Origin of the sequence: Zoogloea sp. LCSB751 (assembly GCF_002028455.1) — a bacterium.
GTDB lineage: Bacteria > Pseudomonadota > Gammaproteobacteria > Burkholderiales > Rhodocyclaceae > Zoogloea.
In genome coordinates this window covers 55,244-71,838 of sequence record NZ_MWUM01000026.1, presented here as the reverse complement: position 1 = coordinate 71,838, position 16,595 = coordinate 55,244, and the positions used below count along the sequence as shown (strand labels likewise).

The following is a 16,595-nucleotide window of genomic DNA, read 5'->3' as shown; positions in this document are numbered from 1 at the left end:
CTGGTGGTCAATTCCCGCAGCCGCGAGCAGGCGCTGCCGCACGTGGAGCGCATCGAGGCACTGGATGGGGTCGTCGATGCGCAGCTGGTGCAGATCGAGCGCAGCGTGCAGGACGCGGCCGGGCGGCAGGCGGTGCAGGCCTTCAAGGAAGCGCTGCGGCACTATCGCCAGATCCGCAGCCGCATGCTGCAGCAGGCACGCGCCGGCGAGCTGGCATGGGTGAGGACGACCGGGATAGGGGAGGTCAGGCCGGCCTACAAAGGGGTGAAGGATGCCTACGGCGCACTCAAGAGCGCTTGTCCGTCCGTCAGCGCCTAGCCTGGTAGCCATTGCGGATCCAGGATCGGGGCGCCGATCGTGCTATGGTCCGCCCCCATGTGGAAAACGGAGTCCCTCGCATGAGCAGTCTGGAAAAAGGCCTGCGCTCGGCGGTGACGGAGCGGGGGCTGCGCGTGGCGCTGATCTTCGCCCTCGTCGCCGAGCGCCTGTCGGTGCATTACGAGCACGGCCAGTGGTTGACCGGGGCCCAGGGGGCAACGCTGGTCGCCGACTGGCTGGGACGCAGCAAGCGCAGCCTGCCGCTGGAGGAGCGCAAGCACCTGTCGGAGTTGAGCGACCAGCTGGCCCGCCAGGTGGCGGGTTCGGTGTCCCGCGAGGTGGGTTTGCACATCACCCACGAGATGATGGAGGCGCTGGACCCCAACCATCAATCCGACGTCGGCCAGACGATGATGGTGGAGTGCGAACACATGCTCGATATGCCGACCGACGGCTGAGGCCGGCGCGGGCCTTCAGTCCGGCAGGTGGCGCAGGTCGCCGTCCACCACGTCGCCGAAGTTCGGCCCGAGCAGGTAATTCACCAGGCGCTGGGCGGCCTTGTCCGGAGAGGTCAGCTGGCCGCTATTCTTCAGGGCTTCGAAACGGCCCTTCTGCGGAAACTGTTCCACGCTGCTGGCGCGGATTTCCGCCTGCATGGCGGTATCCACGACGCCCGGTGCCAGGCTGGCAACGCGCAGGCCGGGCAGGTGCTCGGCGGCCATCGCCCGGGCCTGGTGGTCGAGGGCGGCCTTGGTCGCGCAATACACGCTCCAGCCCGCGTAGGGGCTGCGCGCCGCGCCGCTGGAAATATGCACGACACGCCGGTCGGCACAGTGGCGTGTGGTGGCCACGAAGGCATTGGTCAGCAGCAGCGGGGCCGTCACATTGACCGCCACCGCGTGGGCGATCGCCGTGGCATCGGCCTCGCCGACCAGCCCGACAGGTTGGAGCAGGCCGGCATTGTTGATCAGCAGCGCGCTCTCTGCGTCAGCGAAGAAGTCGCGCAGCGCCGGCGTGTGCAGCCAGGCTTGCAGGGATGGCGTGTCGGAGAAATCGAGCGACACTTCCTGGAGCAGGTCAGGATGAGCGGAGCACAGCTGCGGATTGCCGCTCCGGGCAAGGGCCAACAGCGGAATGCCGCGGGCCAGCAGGGCGTCGGCAATGGCAGTGCCGAGGCCGCGGCTGTGTCCGGTGAGGAGGGCTTTGATCATGGGGCGAGATCGGGTTGCGGAACCCGGATGTTAGCCGCTCTTTGCCCTGCCTGTGCTCTCCGGGAGCGAATCAAGTCGACCCCACGGGGTTGCCTGCCTTTGGGACTTTATTGGGCGAGCGAACTTTCCCCCACGGGCTGGCTGATCAGCCGGCCCATTTGATCGGCGCCGACCGGGCGCGAGAAGTGGTAGCCCTGGCCGATCATGCAGCCGAGCTCGTGCAGGATGTGCTGCTGCTCCTCCGATTCGATGCCCTCGGCGACGGTCACCAGCGACATGTCGCGGGCGATGCTGACGATGGCGCGGATCAGCGTGATGTCGTCCTGGTTGCAGTGCAGTTCCGAGACGAAGGACTTGTCGATCTTCAGCACGTCGAAGCGGAAGTTGCGCAGGTAGGACAGGCTGGAGTAACCGGTGCCGAAGTCGTCCAGGGACAGCTGCACACCGAGGTCGGCCAGGCTCTGCAGGGTCTGGCGGATCTGCTCGTCGTGGTTCAGGAAGACGCTCTCCGTGACCTCGATCTCCAGACGCTGGGGGCTGAGGCCGTGGCGCTGCAGGGTGTCGCGCACCAGGCCGACGAAGTTGCGCTGGCGGAGCTGGGGCACCGCCACGTTCACCGCCATGTGGATGGGGCGTGCGTCGTCGGCATCCCACTCGCGCAGCTGACGACAGGCCTCGTCGAGGACCCAGCTGCCGATGCTGTGGATCAGGCCGGTTTCCTCGGCGACCGGGATGAAGCGGTCCGGCGGGATCAATGCGCCGCCAGTCGGCAGCCAGCGCAACAGCGCCTCGCAGCCGACGATGGTGCCGCTGGCAAGATCCACCTGCGGTTGGTAGTGCAGCAACAGTTCCTTGCGGGCCAGCGCGTGGCGCAGCCCGTTTTCGACCTGCAGGCGTTCCATGACCCACTCGTTGAACTCGGGGGTGAAGAACTGGAAGGTGTTACGCCCGCTGTTCTTGGCGTGGTACATCGCCGTGTCGGCGTTCTTTAGCAGGGTCTCGCCGTCCTGGCCGTTGTCGGGGAACAGGGTGATGCCGATGCTGGGCGTGATCTGCAGCTCGTGCTCGTCGATGTAGTAGGGCTGGCCGAGGGCCGCAAGGATCTTGCGCGCTGCCGGCAGCACGTGGGACGGGCCATCCAGATGGGTCAGCACCACCACGAATTCGTCGCCGCCCAGGCGGCTCACGGTGTCGCTCTCCCGCACCAGGTGGCGCAGGCGGTCGGCCACGGCCTGCAGCATCCGGTCGCCGATGGGATGGCCGAGGGAGTCGTTGATGTTCTTGAAGCGGTCGAGGTCGATGAACAGTACGCCCAGTTGCCGGGCTTCCCGACGAGCCTGCGCGACCGCGTCGGTGAGGCGCTTGTTGAGCAGGCTTCGGTTGGGCAACTGGGTCAGCGGGTCGTATTCGGCCAGCTGGCGGATCTGCTCCTCGGCCTCCTTGCGTTCGGTGATGTCGAGGAAGGTGCCCACGTAGTGCAGAACCTTGCCGGCCGGGTCACGCACGGAGCTGATGCTGATCAGCTCCGGGTAGACGGCGCCGTCCTTGCGGCGGTTGCGGATTTCGCCGGTCCATGAGCCGGTTTCCCGGATGGATTTCCACATGGCGCGATAGAAGGCGGCGTCGTGCTCGCCAGAGGCCAGGATGTTGGGGCGTTGTCCGACGACCTCGTTCGGTGTGCGGCCGGTGATCGCGCAGAAGGCCGGGTTGACGGCGAGGATGCGGCTGTCCGGGTCGGTGATGACGATGCCCTCCTTGCTGCTCTCGAAAACGTGGCCGGCCAGCCGCAGCTGTTGGGCCTGCTTTTCAAGGGCACGGCTGTGCTCGTCGAGTTCCCGCCGGTAATTGCCCAGCAGCCCGCTCATCCAGCGGGAGAACAGCACCGATGCGCCGATGGCCAGCATGATGGCGGTCAGCGCGGCGGCGGCGAGGAAGGGGACCTGCCGGGACAGGGCCTGCAGGGTGGCCTCCCGTTCGGCGTTGAAGGTGCCCTGCATCTCCTCCTCGAACACCGAGGCGATGACGATCATCTTCCACGGGCGGTATACCTGAACGTAGGCAGTGCGCAGGCTGGTCGTGTTTCTGGCCCGATTGAGCCACGGGTATTCGAGGAATCCACCGCCTTCGGTGGCGACCTTGATCAGTGCTGCGCGGACCTTCTTTTCCTCCGGCGTGCCGACTTCCATGAAGTGCTTGCCCTCGAACTCCGGCCATTGGGGCTGGAGCAGCAACTGGCCGTTCTGGCTGATGGCGATGAAGCTGCCGGTATCGCCAAACTTCCAGGCACGCAGGCGCTCCAGACCCTCGCGCATGCGCATGTCCTGCCATTTGTAGAGGTAGTCGCCGGTGCCGATGACCCAACCATAGGGCTTGAACAGGCGCACGTAGGCCAGCTTGTCGGACATCTCTTTGGGATTGTCGGGCGAATACCAACGGTAGGACGAGTAGCCGCCATCCGGCTTGTTGCGGGCCGTTTCGGCCAGGCCGCGCATGATGTAGTGGCCAGCGTCGTCCTGGTTGTTCCACAGGGAGCTGCCTTCCCGTTCCGGCGCGATCGGCAGCAGGATGCACTCACCATCCAGGCCGTCGATGAAGAAGTAGCCGCGCCCATCGTAAAACCGTTGGGGGCGCAGGGCCTCGACGATGAGACGCTTCACTTCAGCTTCGGGGCGACGCCTATGCTCCCGCTGGTAGATCGCCTGGGCGGTCTGCATGGCCATGTCGACGCGGTCGCGCAGGGCTTCCTGCAGGACCATCTCGGTGCGGGAATGAACGAAATCCAGGTAGCCGATGGCGGCCGCCATCTCGCCGCGCAGGCGTTCCTGCTTCTGCATCCCGAAACCGTGCTCCAGGCGGTCGATGCTCTGCTGGTGCTGGTTGACGCCGATCCACAGGAAGCTGGCGCCCAGCGTGAGCGCCAGGGTGACGACCACGATCAGTGTCCCAAACAGGTGGTAGCGGGGCAGGTTGCGGTCTGTCAGGTGAAATGTCATTACGGGCTGTTGGGGCTGGCTGGAGTCTTGTAGGCGTCGAAACGCCAAATTATGTGAACAGCGTCGCAATATATATCTAAAGTAGTATTCTACCTTTAGGCTTCCGCTTTCGCGTGCCGGTAGAATGGCGCCTCGTGTGCTTTTTTTGCGGTTGGCCGTGCTCAAGACGCCCAGCGGGCTGCCGATGCTCCCCGGCATGGCCCGTGGGTGCCGGATACGCTTCTGTGCGGCGGGCGACCCGTTTGGCTTCCCGAATCCATGCCTTCTTCTTACGCTCCGCTTACCGTCGGCCGCCGCGTGCGTGTGTTTGCACCCATCCTGCTGCTCGTCCTGGCCCTGACCGGACTGATCTGGGGGGCCGTCCTTTACAAGGCGGCAGCGGAAGAGGAACTGGTCATCCGTTCGGTCAATACCGAGAACCTGAACCTGGCGCGGGCCTTTGAAGAACACACCATCCGCACGATCAAGAGCGTCGATCAGGCGGTGCTCTTCCTGAAGTTCCAGTACGAGAAATACGGCGACAAGGTGAACATCGCCGAGTACGTGCGGGAAGGGATGATCATCAGCAGCATCTTCAACCAGCTGGGGGTGATCGACGAGAAGGGCATCTACATCCTCAGCAACCTGCCCAACCACAAGGTCATGGACCTGTCGGACCGGGAGCATTTCCGTGTTCACCAGGAGCGGGATACCAACCAGCTGTTCGTCAGCAAGCCGGTGCTCGGGCGGGCATCGGGCAAGTGGTCGATCCAGATGACGCGACGTATCAACAAGCCGGACGGCAGCTTCGGCGGCGTGGTGGTGATCTCGGTCGATCCTTATTACTTTTCCGACTTCTACAGCGGCGTGGAACTCGGCCACCGGGGCGTGGTTTCGCTGGTCGGCCGCGATGGCATCGTCCGGGCACGGCGTGTCGGCGACAACAACGAGGTCGGACAGAACATCACGGGCAGTCCGCTGATGACGGTATGGGATCAGGCGACAAGCGGTAGTTACCGCTCCACCAGCGTGGCGGATGGCGTCAAGCGCTTCTACAGCTACCGGGCTCTGAAGGAATATCCGCTGGCGGTGGCGGTCGGCGTGGACGAGAACGAGGCGCTGGCCGAGTTCCATGAGCGCCGCCGCGGCTACATGGTGTACGCGGGGGGAATGACGCTGGTGGTCCTCCTGTTCGGTGGCCTGTCGATCCATCTGCTCAGCCGCCAGTATCGAATTTCGGACGCGCTGCGCGAAAGCCAGATCAAGGCCGAGGCGGCCAACCGCATGAAGTCGGAGTTCCTGGCGTCCATGTCCCATGAACTGCGTACGCCGCTGAACGGAATCATGGGGTACGCCGAATTTCTGCGCGACACCTCGGAGGACACCAACAAGGAGTTTGCCGGCATCATCCTCGACAGCAGCCACCATCTGCTCGAGCTGGTCAATTCCATCCTCGATCTGGCCAAGATCGAGTCCGGCAAGATGGACCTGGAATTGCGCCAGGAGCACCTGCAAGCGCTGCTCGAACGCATCGTGCGCACCCATTACCCGCCGGCCGAAGACAAGGGGCTCGAGTTGCGCCTGGACATTGCTCCCGACGTGCCGGCCGAGTTCGTCTGCGACGCCACCCGGCTGGCCCAGATCCTCAATAACCTGCTGAACAACGCGATCAAGTTCACCGACCGGGGGAGCGTACGTGTGCAGGTCGGGCGTGACGGGGAGGCGCTGCGCATCGCCGTGGCGGATAGCGGCTGCGGGATTCCTGAGGACATGCAGCCTCATGTGTTCGAGCGCTTCCGCCAGGTGGACGGCTTCCTGACCCGGCGCCATCAGGGCACCGGCCTCGGGCTGGCCTTGGTCAAGGAACTGGTTACACTGATGGGCGGGGACGTGACCCTCACGTCCCGTCCGGAACAGGGCAGCGAGTTTGTCGTTCGCTTGCCGCTGGCAGCCCATTCCGTGCCTGAACAGGTGTGAGCCGATGAGAGTCCTGATCGTCGATGACCAGAAGATCAATCGCACGCTGCCCAGCGTCTTGCTGAAGCAGGCGGGATGCGAGGTGTTCGAGGCGGACAGCGGGGACGCTGCGCTCGCCCAGCTGCGGGAGCATCCGGTGGATGCCTTGCTGCTGGACATCAGCATGCCGGGCGTCAGTGGCATGGAAGTCTGTGCGCAGCTACGCAAGACCCCGGCCTGGGCGCAGCTGCTGATCGTGGCTTACACCGCCCACGCACTGCCCAGCGAACGCAATGCGATCCTTGCCGCCGGCTTCGACGAACTGCTCATCAAGCCGATCAACCGCCAAAGCCTGCTGAGCGCGTTGAAACTGCTGTAGGGACAGGGCGCCACTGTGGGGGCGGGGAACTGCTGTGGGGGCGAATGAATTCGCCCCCACAGGGGCAGAAGAGAGCCCGTCAGTCGCCGCGCAGCGCGCTGGCCTGGGAGCGTCCCGGTGCCTGCTTGCCCTTGCGGGCGCGCTTGCCAATCCAGCTTTCCCACTCCTTCTTCGGCAGCGTGCTCTCCACCGCCTTGCCGCCTCGCGTGCTGGCGAGCAGTGTGATCGACTCGCCCGCCACGCAGACGGACGCCAGCGTCTGCCCGTCATTGAGGCCCATGATGATCACGCCGCGGCCGCCGCCGGACAGCTCCTTCATCTGGTCGAGGCCGAAGATCAGCAGGTGATCGTCCGACGACAGCGCAGCCAGGTGCAGATCGGCGCCATCGTCGAAGAGCACCGGCGCCAGCAGCTTGGCCTTGTCGTCGATGGTCACGAACTGCTTGCCGGCGCGCTTGGTGGCGGTCATGTCGGCGAGGCGGCACATGAAGCCGTAGCCGTCGGTGCTGGCCAGCAGCACGCGCTTGTCGGCCGGGCCGGCCAGCACGTGGGCGATCTTGCTGCCGCTGGGCAGTTCAATGAGCGAGGCCAGCGGCGAGCCGTTGCCGCGCCCATCCGGAAGCGTTGATACCGCCACCGTCAATGCGCGGCCACCATCGGTGATGGCGATCAGCGCATCCACGCTGCGGCATTCGAAGGCCGCGCCGAGGCGGTCGCCGTCCTTGAAGCTGACGTTGGCCAGATCCACGCCGTGGCCGTTGCGGCAGCGCACCCAGCCCTTTTCGGAGACGATCACCGTCACCGGCTCGTCGAGCACGGTTTGCGTCACGCCGGCGCGGGCGGCTTCTTCCACCAGCGTGCGGCGCGCGTCGCCGTACTTGGTGGCGTCGGCGCGAATCTCCTTGATGACCAGCTTGCGCAGCTTGTGCTCGTCGGCGAGCAGGGCTTCCAGCTCGGACTTCTCGCCGCGCAGCTCGGCCAGCTCGCGCTCGATCTTGATGCCTTCGAGGCGGGCCAGTTGGCGCAGGCGGATTTCCAGGATGTCCTCGGCCTGGCGGTCGGACAGGTCGAAACGGGCGATCAGCGCCGGCTTGGGTTCGTCCGACTCGCGGATGATGCGGATCACCTCGTCGATGTTCAGGAAGACGATGTGACGGCCTTCCAGGATGTGGATGCGGTCGTTCACCTGCCCGAGGCGGTGCCCGGTGCGGCGGCGCACCGTGATGACGCGGAAGCGGCCCCATTCGTGCAGGATGTCGGCCAGGTTCTTCTGCCCCGGCCGGCCGTCCAGGCCGATCATCACCAGGTTGATCGACGCCGAGGTTTCCAGGCTGGTGTGGGACAGCAGCAGGTTGGCGAACTCGGCCACGTCCTGGTTGCGGCTCTTCGGCTCGAAGACCAGCCGCACCGGCGCGTCCTTGCCCGACTCGTCGCGCACCCGGTCGAGGGCGCCGAGCATCAGCGCCTTGAGCTGGGCCTGGTCGGCGTCTATGGATTTCTTGCCGGTCTTGGGCTGCGGGTTGGTCAGCGTCTCGATCTCGAACAACACCTTCTGCGCCGACACGCCCGGCGGCAGCTCGGTAACGACCAGCTGCCACTGGCCACGGGCCAGATCCTCGATCACCCAGCGCGCACGCAGCTTGAGGCTGCCACGGCCCGTCTCGTAAGCCTGGCGGATGTCCGCCGCCGGCGAGATGAGCTGGCCGCCGCCGGGGAAGTCCGGGCCCTTGATGTGCTGCATCAGGTCGGCCACGTTGGCGGCCGGATGCTCGATGGCGTGGATCGCCGCGTCGGCCACTTCCCGCAGGTTGTGGGACGGGATTTCGGTGGCCATGCCGACCGCGATGCCGGACGCGCCGTTGAGCAGCACGAAGGGCAGGCGGGCCGGCAGCAGCTGCGGCTCTTCAAATGCGCCGTCGTAGTTGGGGCGGAAATCCACCGTGCCGCGGTCGATCTCCGACAGCAGCAGCTCGGCAATCGGCGTCAGGCGGCATTCGGTGTAACGCATCGCCGCTGCGGAATCGCCGTCGCGGGAGCCGAAGTTGCCCTGGCCATCCACCAGCGGATAGCGCAGCGAGAAATCCTGGGCCACCCGCACCATCGCGTCGTAGACGCTGCTGTCGCCGTGGGGGTGGTACTTACCGATCACGTCGCCGACCACGCGGGCCGACTTCACGTGCTTGGAGGTCGGCGACAGGCGCATCTCGTTCATCGCGAACAGGATGCGGCGCTGCACCGGCTTGAGGCCGTCCTCCACCTGCGGCAGCGCGCGGGCCTTCACCACGCTCATCGCGTAGGCAAGGTAAGCACGCTCGGCATATTGATCGAGGGGCAGGGCGTCGTCGCTGCCCTGCAAGGGGGCCGCGGGGGGCGGCGGCGGTGCCGGCGGCTCGTCGGCCTCCGGCAGAAGGGAATCGAAAAGATCCGGAGTTTCGTTCATGGTGCAGTGTGTTACGGCGGGCGGCGCAGGGGCCGCCGGAGTTGCGCGCGCCGGGCTTGGCGCGACGAAGGCCGCAAAAATACCACAGGCACCGCGCTTCGCCTGCTGTATAGGGCGTGCGACAGGCACATCCGCGCTGCGGATGGCCCATGCGCGAACCCGTCAGCGGGGTTTGAGGTGGGCCATGGCATCCTTCACGAAGCCCAGCAGCGTCGCATCGATCAGGCTGCCCGCCATCAGCTCCGGCTCCTTCTCATGGGCCAGGCGGATCTTGGCGTGGGTTTCCGGGTTATCGCCCGCATAGGAGCGGAAAAAGGACAGCCAGCGCAGGGCCAGCTGCTGCACCGCCGGGGTGTCGGGCGCGCTGCCTTGCTCCATGTGCTCGCGTAGCGCCCCGATCAGCTCAGGCCACTCGTAAGTGTGTTTGCCGTAGTGCTCGCGCATGAAGGCGAACTCTTCGGGCGACAGATACTTGGCGTAGATGCGCAGCTTGCTCTCCGCATTCGCCTGCAGCACGAAGGCCATCAGTTCCGGCGTGATGCCGGTCTGGGCTTGCACTGAAGGCTCGTTGAGATGCATCGCGTTCAGTTTTGCCAGCAGGCGCGGGTCCCGATCCGTATCGCGCTCGACCATCGCCATCCAGCGCTTCGATACCTCCTGCGCCTCGTCGCTCTGTGGCGCGATCCCGCGCGCCATCAGCGCACGCACCTCATCCACCAAGCCCCGCCATTCCGTCTCCGCCGTTTTGCCGCCCTGGTAGAGGGGCAGACGGGCGAGTTCGTCCTGCGAAAAATACTTGTCGTACATGGTCATCCTTTCCAGTGTCGTCAGCCATTCGGCAAGTTCCGGCTCATCGCCCCGCCGCAACTGATCCTGCAAGCGGGACAAGCGGCTGCGCAAGTCCATCGCCTGCTCGATCTGCGTGTCGAGCATGCCGATCTGCTGCTGCACGATGGACGCAAGCGAGGAGTCGGGCCTTGCCAGTACAGCCCCGATATCGGCCAGGGACAGGCCGAAACGACGCAAAGCCTGGATCTGATGCAGCCTTGCGATGTCGTCCCGGTCATACAAGCGATAACCGGCCTCGGAACGCGCAGACGGGGCAAGCAGGCCGATGGCGTCGTAGTGATGCAGCGTCCGGACGGTGAGTCCGCAACGCCTGGCGAGATCGCCCACTTTAAGCAGCATCGAATGCTCTCCGGTTCATGCGTACGACAAGGCTGAGGGCTGACGTGGCGTGAGGGTCAAGGGATGATTCATCATGGGATGCGGCGGAGGTCAAGTGAGGGGTTGAATCGTTCCCCGGGGCCGCATTCTTGTTAAAACAGGTCCAGTGTCACAAGCCTTCATGGATGTTGGCCATGTAGGAGCTTCAGTAGCGCTGTAGCAGAACTGATTGCTGACACGGTGACAGCGACTAAGCCAAACTCCACCACGACGAAGACAACGACCGCTTCGACAAAAACTATGCGTTGTTTGCGTAGTGCATAAGCAAGAAGAGCTCTGAGATTACGACGGCCGGTAACACCTAGCCGAACAAGCAGTCTCGATGCACGAGCGATACGCCTAACCGATATGAGGTACTTCTCAATAAAGAGCGACGAATTTGCCCATGCTGCTGCTAACCAAACGGCGAGAAAGCAAAAGAAAATCGTGGTTTGTTGTGCATTTTCTAGATAGCAGCATGTCGGCTGAAGCTTGTATCCCGCGACAAGAGCAAATGAGAGAAGCGCCGCCTGTGGCATTAGATTACGAAGAAACTCTAGGAGGGGGGCGCGACCATCTTTGAATATGTGCATTGGGGATTGATTGTGTTCAAGGGGGATAAAGATCTGTTGGGCGGTGCCGATTGTCCGTGCATCGCGAGCGCGGTGTGAAATCCATTGGCAGGGAAGTCCTTAGAAAGAGTCAGGTGAATCTCTCATTTTTCTCCCATTCCTCACGTAGAAAAGAAAACAATCGAACGTCGTGAAATTGATTTTTCCAGAACCCATATTGGCGAAGAACTCCTTCTTCAGAGAAGCCTATTCTTTTCAATAGGGCGATTGATTTTCGACTGTCCAGATCGGTTGTGGCGGAAACTCGATTGACATGAAAGGGGATGTGGCTCGAAAAGCAGAAGCTCAGCATCTGTGAAACAGCCTCAAAAGCATAGCCATTCCCCCAGTGATCTGGGCGGAGGTCGTACCCGATCTCGATGGAATGAAAATTCCGGTTGGTCGAGTGAAAACCACAAGATCCTATGACACGTTCTGGGGTGTCTGCCAAACAAATTGCCCACCTGAGACTGCTTCCGTCTTGTACCGCATTGCGGCGGATATTTGCCGCTATGAGCTTGTTTGCTTGTTCGACATTTGAAAATGTGCCGAAATCGTAGAACTCTGTTACCCGATCATCAGAGAACAGCTCAAAAATAGCTGCTGCATCAGTTTCATTGAAGTCTCGGAGGATGAGTCTTGGAGTCGTGATGGTGGGAAAGTTGTTCATTTAAGAGGCCTGCCAAACCAATTCAAGTCCTTATTTTCACGAATATCGATCACTGAAAACCCTCACGTATTGTCGTCTACGTCTTTCCACGTATATGGAACTAGACTCATCCGTGGGGCGTTGCTGGCGCATCGTCGTCGTATAGGCGTCAGTAACAGGTGACCATAGGCCGTTATCATCTACCCAATTCTTACGTCTGCTGATTCTCAGCAGAATGGCATTTCTCCTGTCGGTTTCACTATGCACTGCGTCACTCGCACCTCCCCTCCGACTGCCCCACCAAGCCCGATCAATCATTCCACTTGACGCCCGTCCACCACCGGATCGATACTCGACCACGTCACCTAAACAATGGTGATCGGGCGTGAGAACCCGGATTGCAAAGGCCGATGAAGGCCGCGTTTCGACGCGGCTTTTTCTTGTCGGAGCATGGCTGCGCCTGTCCAATGGCGGGCCGTGCGGGGCAGCCGCAAGGCTGGCCGGTTCCTTTGCCCGGTATTCTCACCCCCGCACGGTTCCGCCGCCCACCGTGAGAAGTGGGTGGCGGAGATGCAAACCGCAGCAAAGGAGTAACACCTCATGACCATTCACGTCGAAGGGCGCGCAGACGTGCGCGTGCCGATTGCATCTGTTTCTTTTGCTTCACATTCAGCTCATTCGTCGCACGTGACGAGGAGGGCCACGGCATGAGCACGCCGATGCGCTTTCCCGCCCCCGCGAGTCCGATTTACGTGCTTGCCAGCACGGCCGACGCGCTCGCCCTCACCGATCAACTCACCGCACGACAGGCCCAGTTGCAGGCGCTTCTGGCAATGACCCATGGCAACGCGGGGGATGTCTTCCGGCGCATGGATGCGGATGGTCAGGAGAACTACCTGTGGGCCTGCGCGATGATTGCGGGGGAACTGCGGGAACTGATGGAAGCGATTCAGACGAGGTGGCGTGAAGAGAGGGCAGTGCACATCAAGGAGTAATGGCGGAAATGTTCATGTTGCCGCTCCCTTGATCATCGAGCGCTCTGCAGCTTCTCAAGAGACGGCGGCAACATGCTTCGTTCAGGTAGCCCGCCAGATGCTCACAGTGGCCTTCCCAAACGCTTCAGCGCTTGCAGTCTGACCGCCTTCAATACGTTGAATGGTTCGTGCACTGAGGCCGCTGAGTTCAGCAAGTTGCTGCTGCGACCAGCCGCGTTGCAGCCTGAGTTTTTGGACAAGCATGGAGACTCCTTGATTTCACAGCCTCCAGTGTTCCGGAAAGCGCATGAATTGAGAACGACAGCATGCCGACAGCGGCACGACAACAACCCGACAATGGCCTGCCACGTTAATTACCGCTTCTGGACTGCGGATCGGTATGCATCGAGAGCACTCACGACGGACGCAGATAGCTGTTGGCGGTGCAGCACTGCTCCGTACGAGGATTATTTTTGCGAAGGGGGCGTTGTGATCATTTTTGCATCTTCGCTGTTTGATGTCGCGTCGCCACTTGCCAGATTGAAGACTGTCCAAGGGATTGTCACAGGTAATAGTGCGGTGTCGGCAATCAGCGAAAATGGAAAGTCAAAACAAGTGCCGTGGCCGCATTTTAGGTCAGCTTGTCTTATTGTGCCGGAGTAAATCTTGTTCTTTGTCTCGGCTTCACTGAGTGTAATTAATGTGGTGCAGCCTGTGACGAAAACTGGAAGGGCCGAAAAAAGGAGGACTACCTTGCGCATGATGGTTCTCTCGGTTCATGGGGACAACGTTGAATTTGAGTGGGTGGCCGCAAACTGGCGAGGCTTGACCAAGCCCGGCTAAAATGGCCGAAATCGCATCAGTGCTTGGGAACGATTTCAACGAGCGGGGTCCCGTTTGGGTCGATGAATTGCTTTTCAATTTCACCGTCTGCAGGGGGCATTGTAGCTTCACAGCCGTTTGCATGCGGAATAAGAAGTGGCATGGCACAAAACGCCAGCCTGCTCACTTGACTCCTTGCCTCGATATTCACAAGAACATCGTTGCGGAAGTCGATCGCCAAGTGGTCATGTCCAACCGGAACGAGAAGTGGAATAGGTACGATCACGGCAAATAGAAGTACGCCGGTCCAGGCCACATCCTTGTTGTAGATCCAACGCTCCAATTCACCTCGGGGTTCGATGCGATCCAGCCTTTCCTTACGGCAGTCTTGTCCGTGGTAGGGGCACTTGTATTGGGCGCCAGAAGGACGATGTTGCCGCGACTCTTCGCCAGCGTTGCGCGCTTTGGTGTTTCTGTCTGACTTGAGATTCCCCCTGCACCAACGCAGGCTGTAAGAAAAGGCGTTAATGCGGCGAGAAGAAGCAGTCGTTTCATTTATGGGTTGGGCTCCATGGAGATGCTGCAATGTCGCTCGCATGATCTTGAAGGCTGATATTGCCTGAGTACTGTAAGGGCGGAGGAGGAGGTCACTTGGCAGCCCCTCTCCTGTCCAGCGTGAAGAAGCCCCGCGGCCATGAGCCGCCGATGCTAAAGCCGTAATAGTCGCCGCGAGCCGATTCGCCATTGAGAGGGCCTTGCAGCCTCAGATAGTTGTCGCATATCTGGTTGCGTCCGATCGTCAGCTGGCCGTCCTTGATGCGGAAGGACTGTGGATCCGACACGGGATAGAAATCCGCATCCTTCGTGCTGGCGGACACGACGTTCACACGCCGCCAGCCTCCGGCGATGCAGGACCGCGCCGTCTCGTTTGTAAATTCGATGACAAGCGTGGTGATGACGCGGTGGTCTTTATCTTCGATTTTCAAGTCCCACTGTCCCGTCAAGTCAGCGGACCAGGTCGAGGTCGAGACGGCCAGCGCAAACGCAAGAGCAGCCAGACGACGCATGGCAATCATCATGATTCCGCCTCGTGGCAGACCATCAGGCAGCGCTGCTGCATCACAGGATCCGTGCTCCACGCATCCAGCTGAATTTGCGGCCGAACCGGCTGTTATTGCCTTCGAGGTTGATGAGGATCGTTTCTCCGGGGAAGCTGACGGACTCCTGGATCAGCCGCAAGACCTCCTTGCTACGGCGCTCACTGTGCAGTTGAAACCACCGGGACGTCTTGAAGCCGAAGACGAAGCAAGGGGAGTGCGGGAGATGTTTGACCCGTTTCCTGACCAGGTAGGCTTTGCGAAGACCGGGGATGCTCCGTAGCGCGCTGCGCAGGGTGGCCAGATCGTCTTCGGCGAGGCCATGGCGTTCGAAGCGGTCGCCGATTGATACCTCATTGCGCTCCTTGGCGGCGGCTTCCTGCAGGGTGACGCGTTCGACCAGACGCTGATGCCACGCATGGGCTTCGTCCTGGCGGTCATTGCGCCAATGATAGTCACGCAGCAACTCGCAGCAGTCTGCGGTTGCGTTTTCATCCAGGCGCATGACGTGCTCAATCAACGCGCAGCCGCTGGCATCGTTCCGATTCAGGAGACGGGTGCCGAGGGAGAGGCAGACCAATGCGTCGTCAGGCACGCGTTCGTGCAGGGCCTGAAACTGGGTCAGCGCGTCATCGGGGTTGTGGCCAATGGTCTCGGTCAGGTTCGCGCGATCATAGGCCTCCTGCACAGTCAGCTCGGCGCCTGCGTCGGCACGGGCATCGAGTTCGGCCAGTTGATGGCGACCGTCCTGCACTTCCCGATGGCGTTCCTCCCAGGATGGCGCAACAGCGTCCCGCCAGCGCTGGTCGAAGTTCTCCGTCACGATCTCCAGCATGCTGCCCAGGAGTCGGTCCGCGGTGTGACCCGCATGCGGCAGTTGCAGGCGTGGGGATTCTCCCAGCGCGTTGAGGCGGTCGGTCAGTGCCGGGTGTGTATCGGCAGAGCCCGTCTGCTGAACCATGGCCCGCTGCAGCCACGCTTTGGCCGACGCCTCGTCGAGTTCTGTGGAGACTCCGTGGCCCATTCCGGAATACGGCGCAAAGCTGGGTTGCGGATGCTCGTCGGCGTGTCGGTGAATCCCGGGCCAGTACTTTTCTGCGAGGAAACTGCCCACCACATTGACGCTCGTAAGCGCCTCTGCGGCGGTCTGTGAGGAGGTGAGCTTTGCCGCAGTGGCATCCGCCTGATACTCGTTGTCCCGAGCCATCGGAAAGGTATAGGCGCTGAAGAAGGGGGCAAACCAGTTCAGGAAGGGCTTGAACAGGAGGCTGCCCCAACTATCGTCGGCGTCCAGCGCATGCAGCAGGCGGCTCCAGCGCAAGCGCTGGCGGTAGATCCAGTTCGACACGCGCCCGTGGCCCTTGGCCAGGTGGCCGAACTCGTGGGCGAGCACGGCCTTGAACTGGTCGGGCGTCAGCGTCTTCATCAAGGGCAGGCCGAGCAGGAGGTAGTTGCGTGACCAACCGAAGACGCCCAGACGCGGCGACTGCACGACCCCGGCATTGAAATCGTCGGTGATCAGCACGTGATGGAAGGGCGGGGCGCCCAACTGCCGGCGCAATCCATCGACCATGGCAAACAGTTCGGGCGCCTGTGCCGCATCGACCGGCGTACCCCTGGGAGGTTCGATCTTGACCCATAGCGCCTTGAGCACCATCCACAGAAAGAACCCGGCGATGATGATCAGCTTCACGCCGATGGCCTTGAGCACCATGATGTAAGCGCACAGCCCCACCAACACCGCGATGATCGCCAGCAGCATCACGACAATGTAGGCATTACCCAGCGCGGCCAGCAGCAATACCTTGAGCTTGTAGAGGCCGGGATTCTGCTGGGCCTGCCCCTCCAGTCTGCTGACCAGGGCATCGAACTGTCTGTCGTCCATGAGTGCAATAAGGTTTGAATGGATATGTTTTTGGAATTATTGGGTTCCCATTCAAATTCGGCTATGCACTGAGTC

The 16,595-nt window shown here is 62.1% G+C and carries 16 protein-coding genes; 6 read left to right on the top strand and 10 right to left on the bottom strand.

Annotation, left to right across the window (positions count from 1 at the left end):
• The coding region (locus B4920_RS29560) for a hypothetical protein (protein ID WP_216819983.1) at nucleotides 1-318 on the top strand (318 nt) is incomplete at its 5' end.
• 80 nt (nucleotides 319-398) lie between these two features.
• Nucleotides 399-776: a hypothetical protein gene (locus B4920_RS21515; protein WP_079436738.1), complete on the top strand. Its 378-nt coding sequence runs from the start codon at nucleotides 399-401 to the stop codon at nucleotides 774-776.
• A gap of 15 nt (nucleotides 777-791) precedes the next feature.
• Here the strand turns inward: B4920_RS21515 and B4920_RS21510 are convergent, their stop codons facing one another.
• Entirely contained in the window at nucleotides 792-1,529 is a 738-nt protein-coding gene (locus B4920_RS21510; protein ID WP_079436737.1) for an SDR family oxidoreductase, read from the bottom strand.
• A gap of 107 nt (nucleotides 1,530-1,636) precedes the next feature.
• Nucleotides 1,637-4,522, bottom strand: a complete 2,886-nt coding sequence (locus B4920_RS21505; protein WP_161493363.1) for an EAL domain-containing protein — start codon at nucleotides 4,520-4,522, stop codon at nucleotides 1,637-1,639.
• 258 nt (nucleotides 4,523-4,780) lie between these two features.
• Here B4920_RS21505 and B4920_RS21500 point away from each other — a divergent pair, with 258 nt between their 5' ends.
• Together B4920_RS21500 and B4920_RS21495 are read left to right on the top strand one after the other, a co-directional pair.
• Nucleotides 4,781-6,478: an ATP-binding protein gene (locus tag B4920_RS21500; protein ID WP_079436735.1), complete on the top strand. Its 1,698-nt coding sequence runs from the start codon at nucleotides 4,781-4,783 to the stop codon at nucleotides 6,476-6,478.
• Between the two features lie 4 nt (nucleotides 6,479-6,482).
• Nucleotides 6,483-6,836 (top strand): response regulator, encoded by a 354-nt coding sequence (locus tag B4920_RS21495; protein WP_079436734.1) that lies wholly within the window; start codon nucleotides 6,483-6,485, stop codon nucleotides 6,834-6,836.
• Between the two features lie 79 nt (nucleotides 6,837-6,915).
• On the opposite strand, the gene parC is transcribed toward B4920_RS21495, so the two are convergent.
• Nucleotides 6,916-9,276 (bottom strand): DNA topoisomerase IV subunit A, encoded by a 2,361-nt coding sequence (parC, locus tag B4920_RS21490; RefSeq protein ID WP_079436733.1) that lies wholly within the window; start codon nucleotides 9,274-9,276, stop codon nucleotides 6,916-6,918.
• A 162-nt stretch (nucleotides 9,277-9,438) separates the two neighbouring features.
• Nucleotides 9,439-10,464 (bottom strand): MerR family transcriptional regulator, encoded by a 1,026-nt coding sequence (locus B4920_RS21485; protein ID WP_079436732.1) that lies wholly within the window; start codon nucleotides 10,462-10,464, stop codon nucleotides 9,439-9,441.
• A gap of 424 nt (nucleotides 10,465-10,888) precedes the next feature.
• Between B4920_RS21485 and B4920_RS29555 the strand changes: the two genes are divergently transcribed.
• Nucleotides 10,889-11,065, top strand: coding sequence for a hypothetical protein (locus B4920_RS29555; protein WP_161493362.1), 177 nt, complete (start codon nucleotides 10,889-10,891; stop codon nucleotides 11,063-11,065).
• A gap of 119 nt (nucleotides 11,066-11,184) precedes the next feature.
• On the opposite strand, the gene B4920_RS21480 is transcribed toward B4920_RS29555, so the two are convergent.
• Nucleotides 11,185-11,763: a GNAT family N-acetyltransferase gene (locus B4920_RS21480; protein WP_079436731.1), complete on the bottom strand. Its 579-nt coding sequence runs from the start codon at nucleotides 11,761-11,763 to the stop codon at nucleotides 11,185-11,187.
• Nucleotides 11,764-12,449: 686 nt separating this feature from the next.
• Between B4920_RS21480 and B4920_RS21475 the strand changes: the two genes are divergently transcribed.
• On the top strand, nucleotides 12,450-12,737 hold the full coding sequence (locus B4920_RS21475; protein WP_079436730.1) for a hypothetical protein: 288 nt from the start codon (nucleotides 12,450-12,452) through the stop codon (nucleotides 12,735-12,737).
• A gap of 81 nt (nucleotides 12,738-12,818) precedes the next feature.
• On the opposite strand, the gene B4920_RS21470 is transcribed toward B4920_RS21475, so the two are convergent.
• The 5 genes from B4920_RS21470 to B4920_RS21455 form a co-directional block, all read right to left on the bottom strand.
• On the bottom strand, nucleotides 12,819-12,980 hold the full coding sequence (locus tag B4920_RS21470; protein ID WP_216819982.1) for a helix-turn-helix domain-containing protein: 162 nt from the start codon (nucleotides 12,978-12,980) through the stop codon (nucleotides 12,819-12,821).
• A 203-nt stretch (nucleotides 12,981-13,183) separates the two neighbouring features.
• Nucleotides 13,184-13,477, bottom strand: a complete 294-nt coding sequence (locus B4920_RS28960; RefSeq protein ID WP_139379590.1) for a YceK/YidQ family lipoprotein — start codon at nucleotides 13,475-13,477, stop codon at nucleotides 13,184-13,186.
• 98 nt (nucleotides 13,478-13,575) lie between these two features.
• The gene (locus tag B4920_RS21465) at nucleotides 13,576-13,881 is read right to left on the bottom strand and encodes a hypothetical protein (RefSeq protein WP_079436729.1); all 306 of its coding nucleotides are present in this window, start codon (nucleotides 13,879-13,881) and stop codon (nucleotides 13,576-13,578) included.
• A gap of 304 nt (nucleotides 13,882-14,185) precedes the next feature.
• Nucleotides 14,186-14,617, bottom strand: coding sequence for a hypothetical protein (locus tag B4920_RS21460; protein WP_139379589.1), 432 nt, complete (start codon nucleotides 14,615-14,617; stop codon nucleotides 14,186-14,188).
• A 40-nt stretch (nucleotides 14,618-14,657) separates the two neighbouring features.
• Nucleotides 14,658-16,520, bottom strand: coding sequence for a M48 family metalloprotease (locus B4920_RS21455; RefSeq protein WP_079436727.1), 1,863 nt, complete (start codon nucleotides 16,518-16,520; stop codon nucleotides 14,658-14,660).
• Nucleotides 16,521-16,595 lie beyond the last annotated feature (75 nt).

Excerpts from the sequence above, each read along its gene's own strand:
- B4920_RS21500 (WP_079436735.1), top strand. The coding sequence starts at position 4,781 with ATGCCTTCTTCTTACGCTCCGCTTACCGTCGGCCGCCGCGTGCGTGTG.
- B4920_RS21510 (WP_079436737.1), bottom strand. The coding sequence starts at position 1,529 with ATGATCAAAGCCCTCCTCACCGGACACAGCCGCGGCCTCGGCACTGCC.
- B4920_RS21495 (WP_079436734.1), top strand. The coding sequence starts at position 6,483 with ATGAGAGTCCTGATCGTCGATGACCAGAAGATCAATCGCACGCTGCCC.
- B4920_RS21485 (WP_079436732.1), bottom strand. The coding sequence starts at position 10,464 with ATGCTGCTTAAAGTGGGCGATCTCGCCAGGCGTTGCGGACTCACCGTC.
- B4920_RS21455 (WP_079436727.1), bottom strand. The coding sequence starts at position 16,520 with ATGGACGACAGACAGTTCGATGCCCTGGTCAGCAGACTGGAGGGGCAG.
- B4920_RS21470 (WP_216819982.1), bottom strand. The coding sequence starts at position 12,980 with ATGCTTGTCCAAAAACTCAGGCTGCAACGCGGCTGGTCGCAGCAGCAA.
- B4920_RS21460 (WP_139379589.1), bottom strand. The coding sequence starts at position 14,617 with ATGATGATTGCCATGCGTCGTCTGGCTGCTCTTGCGTTTGCGCTGGCC.
- B4920_RS21480 (WP_079436731.1), bottom strand. The coding sequence starts at position 11,763 with ATGAACAACTTTCCCACCATCACGACTCCAAGACTCATCCTCCGAGAC.
- B4920_RS28960 (WP_139379590.1), bottom strand. The coding sequence starts at position 13,477 with ATGCGCAAGGTAGTCCTCCTTTTTTCGGCCCTTCCAGTTTTCGTCACA.
- B4920_RS21505 (WP_161493363.1), bottom strand. The coding sequence starts at position 4,522 with ATGACATTTCACCTGACAGACCGCAACCTGCCCCGCTACCACCTGTTT.
- B4920_RS21515 (WP_079436738.1), top strand. The coding sequence starts at position 399 with ATGAGCAGTCTGGAAAAAGGCCTGCGCTCGGCGGTGACGGAGCGGGGG.
- B4920_RS29555 (WP_161493362.1), top strand. The coding sequence starts at position 10,889 with ATGCTGCTGCTAACCAAACGGCGAGAAAGCAAAAGAAAATCGTGGTTT.
- parC (WP_079436733.1), bottom strand. The coding sequence starts at position 9,276 with ATGAACGAAACTCCGGATCTTTTCGATTCCCTTCTGCCGGAGGCCGAC.
- B4920_RS21475 (WP_079436730.1), top strand. The coding sequence starts at position 12,450 with ATGAGCACGCCGATGCGCTTTCCCGCCCCCGCGAGTCCGATTTACGTG.